The sequence below is a fragment of the Spirochaeta dissipatitropha genome (genome assembly GCF_054657935.1).
Genome location: NZ_BAAHXT010000005.1, coordinates 48,037 through 65,623, shown reverse-complemented (window position 1 = coordinate 65,623; position 17,587 = coordinate 48,037). Strand labels below are relative to the sequence as shown.

Sequence of the window (17,587 nt, the reverse complement as noted above, 5' to 3'; positions counted from 1 at the left end):
CAAGGCTCAATGAAATACCATGTAGTAGTAATGGGTATGTACACAGCGAAAAAAGGAGTTTCGTATGCATACCCCTCCATTCTGTCCCAACAAGCATTGTGAGCATCACAAGCATCACAAGCGTAGCCGATCAGAGAAGCAGAAAACCGGCACCTGGTTCTGGCTGAAAGGCAAGGGCTGCTCAGCCTGTGCTGGTAGTTTCCAGCAGTTTCAGTGTAAGGACTGCAGGCGTTATTTCTCTGAACGTACCTTCTCAATCGATTATCGCGTGCACCGAATTGTGTCATACAATGATCTGTTGAAGGATGTCCGCAGCCGCTGTAGCCTGGCCGCAACCCAGCGAAACCGCGGGATTTCACCTGCCATCTGCCGCAACAGAATCAGCCGGCTAGCCCGCAACTGCATTGCGCTGCACGCTGAGCTCAGTCCCTACCTGAACAAGCCCGAGGATCTGATCGCTGATGGCTTTGTATCCTTTGAGGTGAGCCAATATTACCCGAGTAACCTGCATATTCTAATTGGGAAGGAAAGTGAGTATCTCTATACTATGGATCACGTTACAATCCGCAGGACAGGGGTTATGACTGATGTCCAGAAAAAGAAACAAGCCCGTTTGGAGAAGGTCTACCGGCCTGAATCTCGAGGGATTGTGAACTCATTCGGGCGGATTCTGAACACCATGAGTGACCGTATAGAGCAATGGAATCCACCGAAAATACCCGATATAAACCTGCCTGTATCGGTGTGTTTAATCACCGACAATAAAAAAAGAATATCCTGACGCAATAGGCAGAAGCGAGCTGACGCATCAACAGATAGCCTGTAGACGACTTACCTGGGAGCACATCAGTTCTGATCATAATCGTGGGCCAGGTGGGCCGATGTTTGCCATGGATAATTTTGATCGTGAGCTGCGAAAGGACATTGCATCGTATGTCAGGGAGACGGTCACCTTCAGGCGGAATGTGGTGAATGCAATGGAATCGGTACATGTGTACCGCATGTATCATAACTTCATGAAGCCGTATCGTAGCAGGGATTCTCTGAGACAAAAGCGCTGGCAGCGGGCAGGATTACCGGAAAAAATGGTCAAAAGCAGGTTGAAAAGGCTGTTTACCCAGCGGGCATTTCTGAGTCATCTGAAGGGGGTACCGGAGGAAGATATTAGGGTCTGGAAGCGACAATTATATACTCCGGGACAATTGCATCAGAGATTGCCTCAGAGGTATATACTGGGCTAATGGAGAAATATATTCTCCATTAGCATTCGCAAGATTAAAAAAAAGCTCAAGTAGTTTAAATATAACAACTTAAGTGTTTGCCATTGCGAAGTGGAAATTGCAGGGAATTCCGTAATTTCCTCTGTTTAACTGAGGTTTAATGTGGTGTTTTATTATCACTAATTAAGACCTCAACAAAATCCAGGGTTATCACGCCGTCCCCCGTGGTGGTAACCCGGATCCGGTGGTCACCATGTTCAAGATCTGGGCTTTCATACACCAGGCGCTGATAAGCGCGCCGTTCACCGAAGAAGCTGATCTCATCCTGTACCTGATCTCCGTTTATGTTGACAGTAGCCGAGCCATGGTGGGCATCTACAGTACCGTATATCCGCACCTTACTACCTTCGAAACGAATCTGGTACCATGAGCCAGCAGTTCCATTATAATGATCATCTCCGTTGAATTTGTTTTCATCGTCTGCAGCATATGTCCAGCCGGAACTGTATTCAATCTGGTGAATTCCATCGCCGGTCTGGTTGTCATTGATCAGTATTGCTCCCCGGGTTCCTCTGTCTGCACTACTGGCACATGAAGAGAGCATGATCATAACTACACATGCTGCGCTTGTCATAACATACAAAACTGACTGTTTTCTGAAATCCTTGTTCATCATTTGTTTCTCCTTTTATTTTCTTAACTGTAAGTGAATTATTCTGCAGGTATGGGCTTCAAGCATGCAGCTGTAGCGTTCCTGAATGAACTCACTGCTATCTGGATTTAGGACGTCATGGATTTCGACTTTGTGTCCCGAATTTGCTGGTATGCCGATGTCCCAGAGATGTACGGCAGTTTCGCTCCTGGTTTCACCAAGATTAAAAAGTCCGATTGCATAGCTTCCATCCGATAGCAGTTTTACATATGTTCTGCAGTCAGAATTGTTCCAGTGTGGAAGTACGTAGCAGGGTCTACCCTCGGAGTCCTGGTTTATCCTGATGAGACCTTTGTTTGTAAAGAGTTTTTTGCTTGATTCATCCAGGTTGCGGATATCGCATCCGAGCATCAGTGCGGAGCTCATAAGACTCCATAGGGAAAAGTGTGTTTCATATTCCTTTTCACTGCACCCCCCACGGGCGACATTTCCTTTTCCCTGCATGCCTGCAACAAGCATGTCCATATCGTTCCAGCATTGCGGGGCTGTATAGGGTTCAAGTCCATCCTGCAGCAGGATCAGTTCTTTTATTGAACTCCAGGAATCGAAAATATCTCCGGTGGATCTCCATATATGAGCACCTGCAGAACGCATCCAGAGTGCAGCGTTGTCATTTCCCCAGTTGCAGGCTGCAAAAAGAATGTCCCTGCCTGAGTTTCTCAGTGCTGCAGCCATACGCCGAAACAGAATTTCGCCTGGTATGCCGTCAGGTTTATAACAATAATCGTATTTCAGATAATCAATACCCCAGGCAGCGAAGGTCCGGGCATCATCGAATTCATGTTCGAAACTGCCGGGATACCCTGCACAGGTTCTGACCCCGGCACAGCTGTAGATGCCAAGTTTCAGATCCATGTCATGGAGCCTGCCTGCAAGCGCTGCAATTCCATTCGGAAACTTGATTCTGTCAGGTACGAGCCTGCCTGATTCATCGCGTTCACGCTCTGACCAGCAGTCATCGATTACAACATATTTATAACCGGCGTCCTTCAAGCCGCTGGATACCAGTGCTTCTGCTGATTCGATGATCAGCTGCTCGGTTATGTCAGACCCGAAGGTATTCCAGGAATTCCAGCCCATTGGTGGTGTATTGCATAACATGAAAAGGGTTTCCTCCGTTTTAGTGTGGCTTGATCCAAGCATATCATGCTCATGGGCTGCGCACAAGTAAAATATCATATCCTGCTTTAATATGGATAAAATTGATTAATTACTGTTTGAAATAATGAAATTCATTATTAAAATTTTGATTCATTCGATAAAATCGAAATAACAGAAAATTCTGATTGACAGTTTCCGAAAGCGGATGTAGCATCATCATAAGAAACCGGTTTCTAATAATCAGGAGGTTTTATATGAAGGAGTTTGGAAGAAGGTTGTTGTCGTTCTTGTTTGTATTAAGTTTAGTGTTTGTACTGGTTGCTTGTGATAGCACAGGAATTACTACTGAGCTGCCTGCAGATACAGAAAGTGAAAGTAATAGCGAGGAAACAGCTGAACTCAGTCTTATTGAGTTGTATGAATGGACTATCGCCGATTACAAAAACACGGCTGATGGCTGGTCAGATGTGGAAGATACAGATCCTGTTGGTCTTCTCCAGGACGATGGTGTTATTACATTCAATATCAAGCAGAATCGGAATGTAGAGCTTGCGATATTTAATCTTGCAGACGAGGATGCAGTTGATCTTGGTGCATATAGTGGATTTGAGTTGATATTCGAGCATCCAGTTCCTGGCGAAGGGCTGCAGTATACCGTTTATTTTGGAGATCTCGACAGTGGCTATATTACAGATACTGAAGAGGATTTCAAGGATGTGTGGTTTGAACAGAATCAGAATATAACTATTAATTTTTCAGACTATGACATGGACACAGAGAACATTATCAAGATTATTGTGCAGGTTTATAACCAGCAGGCATATGATGCTGATGGTTTCAGGATTACAAAGGCTGAGTTGATTCCGATTGATTAAGAGTCTGCTCTCGGTATTCATTGGCCGCCTGTTTTCTGGCGGCCAGTATTTTCAGGAATAGAAGGAAGGTATGGATGCAAAGCAGAAAGATTATTGCTGCTGTTGTCGTGCTGATCATGTCAGGCAGTAGTGTGCTGTTCTCACGTGAATGGACCAATGAGAGCAGTAAAACCATATTCAAGATTGAGGGAGGAACAAGGATTGGGCTTAATCTCGATCACAATGCCTTTGGTGTAGAAAACTATATACGCGAACTGGGTTTATGGTATGAGGTTCTGGAGCCAGATGACTTTCGGGATGCCCCGGGAGATTCTGCAAGGGATTCCCTGCAATTAAGTATACGACTGGAGGGGCTCAAGTTTGCTCATAAATTCTTTCGACAGAATCTTAATTCGACACCTAACGCTTCACTTGAATTTCCGTTTGAAGTGGGTGTTATAGATTTTTCGCTTTTCTGGAAGGGTTTTAGTGCAACAATTCTCAGTAATCAATTAGGGATGAATTTTAATCATGCGGCCCGGAGTGGTCTGTTTGTTCCAAGGAATGACTGGATGAATAATCCTCATCAGTTTGCTCCCAGGGCATCGTATTATACCCTGAATTCTCCTCTAATTAGCGGTCCTGCATCTACGGCCTTTACTTTAGGGCCTGCTTCACAATGGGGGTTATTAGGTTTTGGTTACAGTGCGGATACATTGAGAGTGAAGCTGCAGTTGGGAACTCCCAATGGCGGGTATAGTCTGAACAGTGATCCTGCAGAGCTTAATACTGACAATGTATTTGCATTCTCGGGTGATATTGAATTGAAACCTGTTGAGGGATTTATTTTCGCCATGGATGCGGTTGGAGGTGTTAACCTTGATCCGGATCGCTATGGAGTCGGGGCTGGTGTTGAGTATGAAATCAGCGCTGGTACTGAAGCTTACCTTGTACCCTTTATCGGCAGTGATTATTCCCGGACAAATGAAATCGATACCATCGGTTTGAACGGAGGGTTTAAATTTCTCTGGAAGGGAACCGGAAATGCGGGTCGTAACCCCTTGAGCGGTGATGAAAATCCTCGTGGACTCAGTATTACCGCTTTGTTCAGCAGGATAGGTGATAGCGCTGGACAAGCTGATCTGAGATTAGGTTATTTTGATCCTGCAGGAGCAGGGTCATTAGTTCAGAACCTTGGTTTTGCATTCTTTGCGGAAATGAAAAACATAAGCGGTGAGAGTAGTTTAGAGGAAGGAAATCGTCCCTTTGGTGCAGTAGCAAAACTGAATTATGTGCTGCCGGCGTATAGTCTTGCTCCTTATCTGTATGGGCATTACAAGCAGGCTGCTTCGGGTGGTACCGATGAATGGCTGGCTCGAATTGGTGTCCGCCATAGCGGGATATCCAGCAATCTGGTGATTGATGGATATTATGTTGTCAGTCAGGCAGATATGTCAGCTGATCAGAATACAGGAAATTTTGTTTTGGAAACCAGGGTAACCTGGTAGTTAAGAATACAGGAGGATATTTATGAAAAAAGCACTAGGTATATTGCTTGTCGTTTTTGCTGCGCTGGCTGTTGGATGTGCTACATCCACAGGTGTTCCTGCAGATGGATTGTTCGAGGATTTTGAAAGTGATGCAGCTTTCTCTGCCTGGAATGTATTCGACTGGCAGGAAAACGCCTTGAATGCTGGAGAAACAGATCAGGCAACCAGAGGTAGTCGTGCACTTCGTGTGGATTTCCGGCTTGATGGTAGTTCATCTGCTCAATTTGGCATTGATGAGCCTGCAATCTCGAACTGGCATAATGTAAGCAAGGTTGTTGTAGATATCAATAATCTTGCAGATAGTCCAGTAATGATGACTGTCGCTCCGAATACCGGAGATGGCTGGACCTGGTACGAGTCATCGGATGTAGAAATACAACCTGGTCTTAATGAATCTGTTGAGTTTGATATCCGTAATAACGTGAAATCAGAAGCAAGCAACTGGGCAAACACTGGTACTACAGAAAATCTACATGATGTTAAACGAGTTGCATTTAGCATTCATGGAGCCGCAGGGATCCGCGGGGCGGTTGTGCTTGATAATATCCGTTTGATCACGGAGTAAGTACAGGAAACTGCGTGTCTGCAGTTTTTCAATTTTATGCTGTCATCTCTACACAGCAGTGAGGGTGGCAGCATTTTCAAGAGGATAACATGAAAAAAATCAATTCATTTATTAGCATAGGCTTGCTCGCTTTCGTTTGTTCTGTTCTCGCAGTTTCATGTGCCACAGGGGCGGCAAGGGAGAGCAAGTCCTATGAGTTTAATCGTATAAATCATAATGGTCAGGATCTGTTTCTGAGCGGAATGAACCTTGCCTGGATCAATTTTGCATCCGACCTTAATAATTTCAATGAGGCGCGTTTTACTGAAGCGGTTGAGGATGTAGCTTTTTCCGGCGGGAATTCGATCCGCTGGTGGATTCATGTTAACGGCGCACACAGCCCAACTTTTGACGGGCATAAGGTCTCCGGTTTGCCGTCTCAGGCAATTCCTGTCATGCGACGTGCATTGGATATAGCCTGGGAACGCGGCGTTCTCATTATGCCTGTTTTGTTCAGCTTTGATCTTCTTCAGGTTGACACAATCGGACAGGAAATGGCTGAGCGGAACAAGCTATTTGTACAGGATACTGAGGCGATCCAGTCTTATATAGATAATGCTCTGATACCCTTGGTTGAGGAGGTGGGACGGCACCCAGCACTCGTTGCATGGGAAGTGTTTAATGAGCCTGAGGGTATGACTGAATATGGCTGGACACCGATCAAGGTTCAGATGTCAGATGTTCAGCGCTTTGTGAATATGGTCGCGGGGGCGATACACCGCACTAATCCGGATGCACTGGTAACTAATGGTGCCTGGAATGTACGGGTTAATTCGGATATAGAAAACTTCAACAATTATTATAGTGATGAGCGATTGATTGCTGCAGGCGGTGATCCTGATGGGTATCTGGATTTCTATCAGATCCACTATTATCCTGAGCATTTCGGTGAGAACCAATCACCTTTTCATAACCATGCTTCGCACTGGGGCCTGGATAAACCGATTCTGATTGGTGAGTTTTCTGCCAAGGGAATAGACAGTCCACGGATCAGTACATCGCTCAGCCCGCGTGAGGCATATCAGTTTGCACTTGAAAATGATTATGCCGGTGCTCTGGCCTGGACATGGACTGGTCACGATGGTCATGGGAATGTGTTTTCTGCTGCACCGGGAATGCAGTATATAGCTCAGATTATTCCAGATGCAGCCAGGGTTGATCGTTCATTAGCCGGATCAATTCCAGGTGTGGTTAATCCGATCGGGACCCAGGTTGTTCAAATGGGTGCCGGTCTCATAGCTGATCTGACCGATCTTACTGAGGTTTTTTATGATGAGGACTTCGGCACTGATCTTGAATTTGGCGTATTCCAGAATACTCGTGAAGATTTAGTGACTGTACTGATCGAGGATGGCATTCTTGGTCTTGCCGTTGAAGATGGTATGTCGGGTATTGCCGAGATTACTGTTGAAGCAGCGAATGCGAACCTCAGTAAGACCAGTACCTCGTTTCTTGTATACGTTATTGATCCCGTAGACGGTGACCTGGCGTTGCTGAAACCTGGGCGAGCCAGCTCGGTGGAAGCCAGCCAGCACGATCCCCGGTTTGCATTTGACGGTCTTCCCACCACCCGCTGGTCAAGTTACTACGAGCCAGATGCTGAGAATCCTGATGATGAATGGATTCAGGTTGATCTTGGGGATGAGCATGCAGTGAATCGTGTGGTGCTCAATTGGGAAACTGCTCACGGTCTTATCTACGATATTCTGGTCTCGTCTGATGGTGAGGACTGGACGATTGTGGCATCAGAGACAGAGGGGGTTCCCGGTGTAATCGAATATGAGTTTGATCCGGTAGCTGCCCGTTACGTCAGGATCCACGGAGAGAAACGTGGCCGTGAATGGGGCTACTCACTCTGGAATTTCGAGGTATACGGTCAGCCACGCTGAATCCGGTGCCGTTAAACAGGATAATCAAATGAAAGCAGTATTTATTTCATGTGTCTTGATCCTTACGTTCTCCCTCGGCATTTTTGCCGAGGGACAGCGTGAGCCAGCACAACCTGGGCAGACAACGATCAAATTCACGCGCTGGGCAGGAGCCCAGGAAGCCCGGGATTTTCAGGATCTTGTTAATGCATTTATGAAAGAGAACCCGGATATACGGGTTGAGACCGAGTTTCTGCCCTGGGGAGCCTACTGGGAGAAAATCAGGAATTCAATAATCAGCGGTGATGCAGCAGATGTCATGATGATGTCCAGTGTCATGGCCGCACCATATATGGCGCGGGGTGCCTTCTTATCGATGGATGCTTTTTCTGAGGCTTCTTCACTTATACAGGAAATGCATCCATCGGCAATCACGGCTGTCCGCTTTGACGGGCGGTATTTCGGTGTGCCTGTCGGGATGGCTACCAAGTCAGTGATCTATAACAAGGATCATTTCGATCAGGCTGGGCTTGCTTATCCTGATAGTGAAATCCCGATGACCTGGGATGATTTTTTTGAAATAGCATCACAGCTTACTCGGAGGAATGCAGCAGGTGAGGTAACCCGCTATGCTGCTCACTGGCATAAGGATGAGATGGTTGAAGCTCTCGTCAATCAATTCGGCGGCAGCATGCTTGATGATCTGACACAACCGAACAGAATTACATTGAACAGTCCCGAGGGATTGCGTGGGATGCACTTGCTGCAGCGCATGATCGAAGAGGAGCTGATTCCTCCTCACCTCGGTGACTGGTCAGGCCCTTGGGGTACTCCCGATACGGCTATTGCAACGGGAAGAGTGACAATGATGCACTCTGGATCCTGGGGACTTGGACCGGTTGACCAGGCGGGAATCCGCTATGGTACCGCTCCATTGCCCGTCGCTGATCATCGTGCTAACAGGGGAAATATAAATTTTCTCTCGATCTTCAGGGCTTCACGGAACCAGGAGGCTGCATACCGCTTTGTTGAGTGGATGGCGAGTGAGGGACAGATAGCGTTTTCCCGTACCGGAGATCTGCCAGCAAATACAAATGCCATGGAAGCAGCTCTGGAATCGCATCATCTTGGACCCGAAATTATGGGGGCTTTTTTCAATGAGGTGCCGTATATGATTAGCGGTCCAATGCTTCCAAATGATCAGTTTCTGGCTATGGTGGAAGAAGCAATGGCTGAATTCTTTGAGGGCAGAGTGTCTGCAGAGGAGACTGTACGACGCATAGAGCGTGAGGGGAATGAAATCATCCGCCGTATTTTCGGCAGATGATTCCATCCAGCCGAAGGAGTATCGATTGAATATTTTACATAATGCGGTACGCCGGTCCCAGTGGAACGGCTACCTCTACATCCTGCCATGGATCATCGGATTTATGCTGTTTCAGATGTTTCCGATGGCTCACTCTCTGTATATAAGCATGACTGAGTGGGATATTCTGGGAGACCCGGTATTTGTAGGACTGTCAAACTACAGAAGTTTGCTGTTTGACGATCCCGTATTTATCAGGGCCTTATTGAATACTCTTCTTTTTATGTTCGTAGGAAATGGGGTTGGAATTGTACTGGCTGTTTTTATTGCTGCCTTGTTGAATGAAAAGGTACCTGGTAGAGGTGTGATCAGGACGCTGTTTTTCCTCCCGAATCTGGTAATTCCGGTTGCAATCGGACTGATGTTGAGTCCGATTTTCGGCAGTGAACGATTTGGTTTGATAAATCTATTTCTTGGACTCTTCGGTATAGATCCTGTGTATTGGCTTGAGGATCCCGTTGTGACTCCATGGGTGGTTGTTATTACCAACTTCTGGTTTATTGGAGCTGCAATGATTATTTTTCTGGCAGGAATTTCGGGACAGCCGAAGTCATATCACGAAGCCGCTGAAATTGACGGTGCTGGCTGGTGGTACCGACTGTTCCATATTACCCTGCCGCTGCTTATGCCGGTTATCTTCTTCCAGCTTGTCATGGGAACTATCTACGGCCTGCAGATATTCGATGTCCCGGCCGCATTAGCCAGGATGGGAGGGTCGGCAGGTGCTCTGAATATGGGGCGGAGAAATTCTCTGGCAACACTTGTCTATTATCTGTACACCCGGGGATTCCGCTATTGGGAAATGGGTGCCGCTGCTGCAATCGGCTGGTTCCTGTTTTTAATTGGACTTGTATTGACCTTCATAATCATACTCATTATGAAGCGTAATCAATTGAAAAGCGTGTAGGGAAGAATCATGAAAACACTTAAACTTGATATGACCAGTGTAAGCAGGGTCAAGCTTTTCGGCTTTCTGTTCCTGTTCTGTCTGTTGGCACTGATGATGGTTCCTTTCGTTTATCTTTTCGTCTCTTCAGTAAAGGATATGGGGCAGTTCTATTCGACCAACTTCAGGGATGTCTGGTTTCCGTCTCCTCAACGCTGGTCGAATTATATTGATGCAGTGACCATGGTTCCGCTGTTTCGCTATGTTTTTAACAGTCTGTGGCTTGCTTTTGTCCAGGTTCTGCTGGCTGTCATGAGTTCAGCTCTTGTTGCCTATGGTTTTTCCAGATTCCAGTTTCCCGGCAGGAATGTTCTTTTTATTATCATGCTGTCGAGCATGATGCTGCCGCAGCAGGTTACCAATATTCCGCTGTTTCTGTTTTTCCGAACTATCGGATGGACAAACAGTTTCAGACCACTTATAGTTCCATTTCTCTTTGGCGTGCCCTGGAATATTTTTCTCATCCGGCAGTTCATGATGACGATTCCGCTTGAGTTTGACGAGGCAGCCAAAATGGACGGCTGTGGATCATTAAGGATTTTCTGGAGTATTATTCTGCCTCAAGCCATCCCTGTACTTATGGTTTCAGGAATTAATACATTCCTGTGGTCATGGAAAGAACTGCTTGGTCCCCTGATCTACATCAGTGACGGCAGATTGTATACCCTTCCTCTTGGTTTGCTGTTCTTTGAGTCCCCTACAGGATCTGAATTTACGATTCAGCTTGCTGCTGTGGTAATCGCCCTCATACCCTCGTTGCTGGTGTTTTTTGTAGCACAGCGCTATCTCATAAAGGGTATAGTAATTGGAGAAGTAAAGTAATGCTGATCAGTCCCGTGAATCTGGAAAAATTGTACAGCCTCAGGAAATCTGCGGAGCAGGAGCTTCTGCAGAATATTCATCCATACTGGCCGAAACATGCCATGGACCTGGAGAATGGTGGATTTCGGGGTGCGATATCACACGATAATGTTCCAGTTTCTGATGCTGCGAAGGGGGTTGTAATGCATGGCCGTTTTGCCTGGTTGTACTCAATTTGCTACCGGAAATATGGGGACAGTGTGTCCTTTCAGATGGCAGAGCATGCTGTCAGGTTCCTGGAAAAGGCATATATTGACCGTGAATATGGTGGCGTGTACTGGCAGACCAGGGCAGACGGTAGCCCGCTTGACCAGCGGAAACATTTTTACGGCATGGCTTTTGCTCTTTATGGATTGTCCGAATTTGCCCATATCAGCAGCGAACCTGTCAGGTATGTGAAGCTCTGTGAAGCCCTGTTCGAGAATCTCCAGAAATATGGTCTGGATCCATTACATGGCGGTTATTTCGAGGCGCGCTCCCGTGAATGGAAAAAACTGGATGATACCCGTTTGAGTCCAAAGGATCTGAATTGCGCTAAATCAATGAATACCAATCTGCATGTTCTTGAGGCGCTGACAAACTACTACCGATTAAATCCTTCAGCCAGGGTTTTTGATGCAATACATGAGCTTGTGCAGGTGACGGTTGAGCATATACTTGACCGTGAGACGGGGCATTTAAAACTCTATTTTGATGAAGCATGGAATAGTCTGTTGGATGTCGTTTCTTATGGTCATGATATCGAAGCTGCCTGGTTGTTATGGGAGGCGGTGGAGATAATTCATGACAAAGAGCTCATGGAGAGCATCCGTCCTCACATTATGAAGATAGCCGAAATAACCTACAGCGAAGCCTTCAGGTCCTCTCATGGCGGTGTTATTAATGAGCTGCATGGAAGCGATCTTGATACGAGTCTGGTCTGGTGGGTACAGGCAGAATCGGTAGTAGGCTTTCTGAATGCCTATGAATTAAGCGGTGACCAGAAATTTCTTGATAGTGCAGTTCAGGTCTGGGCTGTGATTCAGGATCATATAGTTGACCGAGAGCATGGAGAATGGCGCAGCATTGTACGGGATGACGGATCTTCGGATTTAAAAGAGGACAAGGGCGGCATCTGGAAAACACCATACCATAATGGTCGGGCATGCCTAGAAATCATCAGTAGAATCGATAGACTGATAATCTGATATACTAACATTATATACAACCCAAGGAGTGAGTATGAATACTCAATTCGACAATCGTGTTCGACTGATCAAGGAAGAGCATGATGCACTGGTCTCTCGTGAAAATGAGCCTGTACTGCCAGGCAATGGAATCTTTACCCGATACAAATTTCCGGTTCTGACTGCAATGCACACGCCTGTTGAGTGGCGCTATGATATGTCAGAAAAGCGAAACCCATGGTTTATGGAACGAATGGGGATAAACGCGGTATTTAATGCCGGTGCTATCCTGCTGAATGGTAAGTACTGTCTTGTGTGCAGGGTTGAAGGGGCAGATCGAAAATCATTTTTTGCTCTTGCAGAAAGTGCTGACGGAATCAATGAATTTAGATTTGTCGGTAAACCGATCAGTTTGCCGCAGCTTGAGGATCCAGATACCAATGTCTACGATATGCGCCTGACCCGCCATGAAGATGGCTGGATCTATGGGATTTTCTGTACCGAGCGAAAGGATCCATCAGCGGCAGCACACGATACAGTTTCAGCTGTCGCTGCTGCTGGAATTGCCAGAACCAGGGATCTGGTAAACTGGGAGCGGCTTCCAGATCTGAAAACTGCATCACCTCAGCAGCGGAACGTTGTTCTGCATCCAGAGTTTGTAAACGGGGGGTATCTGCTGTATACCAGACCGCAGGACGGCTTTATTTCTGCTGGTTCCGGCGGGGGGGTAAGCTATGGTATCTGTGAATCCATGGAAGCTGCAGAGATTCATGACGAGGTACTGCTTGATCCCCGAATGTATCATACGGTGAAGGAAGGTAAAAACGGTGCAGGTGCTCCGCCTATCAGAACTGATGCTGGGTGGGTTCATATCGCCCACGGTGTAAGAAATACAGCCGCAGGTCTTCGCTATGTGCTGTACGCATTCATGACAGATCTGTTAGATCCCGGAAAGGTCATTGCCCGGCCAGGAGGTTTTTTTCTTGAGCCGAGGGGACATGAACGGGTTGGAGATGTTTCTAATGTAGTTTTCTCTAATGGAGCAATACAGGATGCCGACGGAAGGGTTCTGATTTACTATGCTTCTTCGGATACAAGGCTGCATGTAGCTGTCAGTTCCACCGATCAGCTCGTTGATTACTGTCTCAATACCCCGGAAGACGGATTGACCAGTGCCGAATGCGTGCGTCAGAGGCAGGAACTTATTCAGAGAAATGCAGCTTCCCTCAGTTAGTTGTATGCAGCCGGGAAGAAGTGGACGGATCCTGTATCTGTCCATTTCTCATGGAAACCAGTTTTTATCCTTTCTTTCATTAATTATCTGCTCCCGGTATTCTTATTTGTCCGATAATAATTAACTTCTTTCCAGAGAGGAAATTTAAAATTACGTGCATTTTTCTCCTCGCATCAGTAGCGAATTCTCAAGTTGTTTTATGTAAACAACTTGAGAATTAATGTTCTTGCAAATTCTCATAAAAAATGAAATTTTGCAAAAAGCTCCAGGTATGAACATAGAATTCATGAATGGTACTCAGCATAGAAAAATAATTGGAAAAAAACTTGACAGTATGCAAATTCGGCTTGATGATAATAGAAACCGGTTTCTAAGAAACCGGAAATCTTCAAGGAGGAGTGTTTATGAAAAAGATTACACTTATTGTACTGGCTTTGCTTCTGATTGCGGGGGCAGTCTGGGCAGGTGGTCAACGGGACACCGCTGAAGCCATCGAAACCGAGTATGCGCGTCACGAGACGTTGTATACCAGTGGAAATGCATGGGGCCCGCCAAACAGCTGGAATCCTGTGACACCTTGGGCTCAGGCAACGGGGAGCACTGGCTTGCTTTATGAAACCCTTTTCAACTTCGATGTAATGGCTAACGAGTATATTCCGTGGCTGGCTACCGGAGGGGACTGGGTAAGCGATACAGAGTATGAGCTGCAGGTCCGTCAGGGAGTGAGCTGGCAGGATGGCCGCAGTTTTACAGCAGATGATGTTGTGTTCTCATTTGAACTTCATGACAGGTTTTCTACTACCTTTTCTGGCATGTGGAACTATCTGCGCAGTGTAGAAAAATTGAGTGAAACAACAGTAAAATTCACGTTTGATACAGTTCTGCATCAGCGATGGGGAAATACCATGCTGAATGTTCCTATGCTGCCGAAGCATATCTGGGAAAACTATAGCGAAGCCGATGTAACCGGTGGATCAAACGAAAACCCTGTAGGCACCGGGCCGTATAAATACGATACCCATCAGGAAGACCGAATGGTCTGGCTGCGGAACGACAGCTGGTGGGCAATTGATGCTCTTGGCTTGAGCATGGCACCTCGCCGTATTGTAGATATCCGGAACTCCAGCAACAATGTTGCTCTCGGACAACTGCTTCAAGGCGGACTTGATCTGAGCAATAACTTTCTGCCGGGTATCGGGACACTCATTGAGCAGGGTTATCCAATCGGCACATTTTATGATAGCCCTCCATACATGCTTTCTGCCAATACAGCATGGCTAATCCTGAATCTTACACGTGAACCAATGGACAATGCAGAATTCAGAAAGGCACTGGCATACTCAATCAATGTTGATCAGATTATTGACGTTGCCTTTGGAGGAATTGTACAGAAGGCCAATCCTACTGGTCTGCTTCCTGCGTATGACCCCTATGTTGACTGGGATCTGGTCGATGAACTTGGTTTCAGCTTCAACAGAGATAGAGCCCGCGAGATACTTGCAGATGCAGGTTATCGGGATGTGAATGGTGATGGCTTTGTTCAGATGCCTGACGGAAGTCCAATCAGCCTGCAGCTGATTGTTCCCTTTGGATGGACTGACTGGATGGAAGCTGCGCGTATTATTTCATCGGGTGCACGAGCTGTAGGAATCAATGTCACTACAGAATTTCCGGATGCTCCGGCTCTTGATGATGCCCGCAACAGCGCAAACTTTGACATTACCATGAATAACTGGGCAGGTCTCGATGATACTCCCTGGACTTATTATGATTATATGTACACCAATCCTGTTGAGGATCCTATGACCAGCGGTAACTTTGGTCGCTATGAAAATCAGGAAGCTTTCAGGCTGGTAGATGAACTGGACCTGGTTCCCGTTGATGATATTGATGGTATGAAAGCAGTTATGTCAGAGCTGCAGCGAATCACTATGGAAGAACTACCCTTGATTCCGATGTGGTACAACGGTCTCTGGGCACAGTGGAACACAACATACTGGACCGGCTGGCCGCAGGACGGTAGCAGCAACACATATCTTCCTTCTACCTGGGGTGGAATGTGGCAGATGGGCGGTGTTCTCATGCTGACAGAACTGGAGCCAGTACAGTAATCGGCATTGCTGATCTGTAAATACACCCGGCAAAGTGCTTCTGCTCTTTTGCCGGGTTCATCACGGGGGATAATGTGGCACGCTATATAATTCGTAAGATTCTGGTATACCTGGTTGTGTTCTTTTTTGCAATTTCACTGAACTGGATGATTCCCAGGCTTATGCCTGGCGATCCTGTGCAGTCCATGATCAGCCGCGCTGGCATGCGTGCAGACTCTGCCAGACTTATGACTTCCTACTATACCCAGGCTTTTGGTCTGGATGTTCCTTTGTTTCAACAGTATCTGAACTACTGGAGGGCCTTGTTTCAGCTTGATTTCGGGACAAGTATCTACCTGTTTCCGACTCCGGTTCTGACGGTCATTCGCAGGGCTGTTCCGTACACACTCATGCTGGTTTTACCTGCCATTCTGCTGAGCTGGTGGGCAGGAAACTCTTTCGGCGCATTTGCGGCGCGGAGCAAGAAACTCGATAATACGGTTCTTCCGCTTGGATACCTTGTAACCGCTACCCCGTATATGTGGATGGCGATTGTACTTTCATTCGTGTTCGGAGCTGTTTTTCGGTGGTTTCCCCTTGCCGGCGGCTATAGTTTTGCGCTGAGACCGGCATTTACCTGGCGATTCATTACGAATCTTCTGCATCACTGGTTTCTGCCCTTTATGTCCCTGTTTCTGGTAATGTTCGGCGGCTGGGCCATCGGCATGAGAAACATGGTGATCTATGAACTGGAATCTGATTATGCCCACTATCTGGAAGCAGCAGGTGCCCCCAGAAGGTTAATCCGTAAATACGCATTCAGAAATGCAATTCTACCGCAGATCACCGGACTTGCACTGCAGCTTGGTGTGATTATTGCAGGCAATGTTGTCACCGAGGCGGTATTTGCTTACCCCGGTCTCGGAAGCCTGCTGCTGGCGGCGGTGCAGAATCAGGATTATTTCTTGATGCAGGGAAGCTTTACAATAATTATCATCGGAGTATTGCTGGCAAATTTCACCATAGATATTGTCTACATCATTGTCGACCCGAGAACAAGGGTTGGAATGCAGGGAGGTGACTGATGGGCGATGCTGCAACTCAAAACCTGATGCAGGAGGCTGATTTATATGCTCAGGGACCCGGTGCGGCTGGACCGGGAAAAAAGAAGAATGAAATTCTGTACTTTGCACTGAGAAACGGGAAGGTACGTGTTGGAATGACTGTGATACTGCTGTTCCTGCTGTTGGCAATTGTAGGTCCGATGTTAACCCAGTTCGATGATCCCTATGACTATGTTGCTCCTCAGCGCCAGCCGCCAAGTTCGGAATTCTGGATGGGTACAACCTTCTTCGGACAGGATGTCTACACCCAGTTCGTTCTTGGACTGCGTTCCGCCTTTGTGGTAGGCACCCTGGCAGGAAGCATTGCAACTATGATTGGTATGATCATCGGGTTCACAGCCGGGTATAAAGGCGGCTGGCTGGATGAATTTCTCAGCGGTGTGACTAATATTACCCTGACTATACCAGCTATCGCTGTGCTGATAATTATCAATTCCTACATGGATGTCCGCAGTGTCTGGATACAGAGTTTTCTGATCGGGGTACTGAACTGGCCGTGGGTTGCCCGGGCTATCCGTGCTCAGACCTTTTCCTTGAGAAACAGGGATTTTGTTGATCTTTCCCGCTTGAGTGGGGTAGCGACTTACAAGATTATTTTCCGGGAAATAGCGCCCAATATGTATTCATACCTTCTGATGACATTGATTCTTCAGTTCGGAGGAACGGTATTAATGGCTGCTACCCTGGATTTCCTGGGGCTGGGTCCGACAAATGCTATTTCACTGGGAATCATGATGAGTCTCTCTGTAGAGTGGAATGCCCTGCAGTTCGGTCTGTGGTGGTGGTTTATTCCTCCGGGTCTCGCAATTACTGCGATCGTTGGTTCAATGTACATCATGAATGTTGGACTGGATGAGGTGTTCAATCCGAAATTGAGGGAGACGTAATCTA

The 17,587-nt window shown here is 46.8% G+C and carries 16 protein-coding genes; 14 read left to right on the top strand and 2 right to left on the bottom strand.

What is annotated here, in order from left to right:
* The first annotated feature begins 64 nt into the window (after nucleotides 1-64).
* Nucleotides 65-781 carry a hypothetical protein gene (locus tag ACYQ2L_RS07225; RefSeq protein WP_460053421.1) on the top strand — a complete coding sequence of 239 codons (717 nt, stop codon included), beginning with the start codon at nucleotides 65-67 and terminating at the stop codon, nucleotides 779-781.
* Nucleotides 782-890: 109 nt separating this feature from the next.
* Nucleotides 891-1,241 (top strand): hypothetical protein, encoded by a 351-nt coding sequence (locus tag ACYQ2L_RS07220; RefSeq protein WP_460053419.1) that lies wholly within the window; start codon nucleotides 891-893, stop codon nucleotides 1,239-1,241.
* 136 nt (nucleotides 1,242-1,377) lie between these two features.
* Here ACYQ2L_RS07220 and ACYQ2L_RS07215 read toward each other — a convergent pair whose 3' ends face one another.
* Nucleotides 1,378-1,896 (bottom strand): hypothetical protein, encoded by a 519-nt coding sequence (locus ACYQ2L_RS07215; RefSeq protein WP_460053417.1) that lies wholly within the window; start codon nucleotides 1,894-1,896, stop codon nucleotides 1,378-1,380.
* A 12-nt stretch (nucleotides 1,897-1,908) separates the two neighbouring features.
* Nucleotides 1,909-3,033 (bottom strand): glycoside hydrolase family 27 protein, encoded by a 1,125-nt coding sequence (locus ACYQ2L_RS07210; protein ID WP_460053413.1) that lies wholly within the window; start codon nucleotides 3,031-3,033, stop codon nucleotides 1,909-1,911.
* 254 nt (nucleotides 3,034-3,287) lie between these two features.
* Between ACYQ2L_RS07210 and ACYQ2L_RS07205 the strand changes: the two genes are divergently transcribed.
* The 12 genes from ACYQ2L_RS07205 (at nucleotide 3,288) to ACYQ2L_RS07150 (ending at nucleotide 17,583) form a co-directional block, all read left to right on the top strand.
* Nucleotides 3,288-3,908, top strand: coding sequence for a hypothetical protein (locus ACYQ2L_RS07205; RefSeq protein WP_460053409.1), 621 nt, complete (start codon nucleotides 3,288-3,290; stop codon nucleotides 3,906-3,908).
* Nucleotides 3,909-3,982: 74 nt separating this feature from the next.
* Nucleotides 3,983-5,395, top strand: coding sequence for a hypothetical protein (locus ACYQ2L_RS07200; protein WP_460053406.1), 1,413 nt, complete (start codon nucleotides 3,983-3,985; stop codon nucleotides 5,393-5,395).
* Between the two features lie 22 nt (nucleotides 5,396-5,417).
* Complete coding sequence (locus ACYQ2L_RS07195; RefSeq protein WP_460053403.1) at nucleotides 5,418-6,002, top strand: hypothetical protein; 585 nt, start codon at nucleotides 5,418-5,420, stop codon at nucleotides 6,000-6,002.
* Between the two features lie 89 nt (nucleotides 6,003-6,091).
* Nucleotides 6,092-7,930: a discoidin domain-containing protein gene (locus ACYQ2L_RS07190; RefSeq protein WP_460053401.1), complete on the top strand. Its 1,839-nt coding sequence runs from the start codon at nucleotides 6,092-6,094 to the stop codon at nucleotides 7,928-7,930.
* Nucleotides 7,931-7,958: 28 nt separating this feature from the next.
* The gene (locus tag ACYQ2L_RS07185; RefSeq protein WP_460053397.1) at nucleotides 7,959-9,236 is read left to right on the top strand and encodes an ABC transporter substrate-binding protein; all 1,278 of its coding nucleotides are present in this window, start codon (nucleotides 7,959-7,961) and stop codon (nucleotides 9,234-9,236) included.
* Nucleotides 9,205-10,182, top strand: a complete 978-nt coding sequence (locus tag ACYQ2L_RS07180) for a carbohydrate ABC transporter permease (protein WP_460053392.1) — start codon at nucleotides 9,205-9,207, stop codon at nucleotides 10,180-10,182. The genes ACYQ2L_RS07185 and ACYQ2L_RS07180 overlap by 32 nt, the downstream gene beginning before the upstream one ends.
* A gap of 9 nt (nucleotides 10,183-10,191) precedes the next feature.
* Nucleotides 10,192-11,043 carry a carbohydrate ABC transporter permease gene (locus tag ACYQ2L_RS07175; RefSeq protein WP_460053389.1) on the top strand — a complete coding sequence of 284 codons (852 nt, stop codon included), beginning with the start codon at nucleotides 10,192-10,194 and terminating at the stop codon, nucleotides 11,041-11,043.
* Nucleotides 11,043-12,269, top strand: a complete 1,227-nt coding sequence (locus ACYQ2L_RS07170) for an AGE family epimerase/isomerase (protein ID WP_460053386.1) — start codon at nucleotides 11,043-11,045, stop codon at nucleotides 12,267-12,269. Before ACYQ2L_RS07175 ends, ACYQ2L_RS07170 begins: the two co-directional genes overlap by 1 nt.
* Before the next feature lie 34 nt (nucleotides 12,270-12,303).
* Nucleotides 12,304-13,482 carry a glycoside hydrolase family 130 protein gene (locus ACYQ2L_RS07165; protein WP_460053381.1) on the top strand — a complete coding sequence of 393 codons (1,179 nt, stop codon included), beginning with the start codon at nucleotides 12,304-12,306 and terminating at the stop codon, nucleotides 13,480-13,482.
* Nucleotides 13,483-13,886: 404 nt separating this feature from the next.
* A complete protein-coding gene (locus ACYQ2L_RS07160) occupies nucleotides 13,887-15,593 on the top strand; it encodes an ABC transporter substrate-binding protein (protein WP_460053376.1) in 1,707 nt (568 codons plus the stop codon).
* A 74-nt stretch (nucleotides 15,594-15,667) separates the two neighbouring features.
* Nucleotides 15,668-16,657 (top strand): ABC transporter permease, encoded by a 990-nt coding sequence (locus ACYQ2L_RS07155; protein WP_460053373.1) that lies wholly within the window; start codon nucleotides 15,668-15,670, stop codon nucleotides 16,655-16,657.
* The gene (locus tag ACYQ2L_RS07150) at nucleotides 16,657-17,583 is read left to right on the top strand and encodes an ABC transporter permease (RefSeq protein WP_460053369.1); all 927 of its coding nucleotides are present in this window, start codon (nucleotides 16,657-16,659) and stop codon (nucleotides 17,581-17,583) included. The genes ACYQ2L_RS07155 and ACYQ2L_RS07150 overlap by 1 nt, the downstream gene beginning before the upstream one ends.
* Nucleotides 17,584-17,587: the final 4 nt, after the last annotated feature.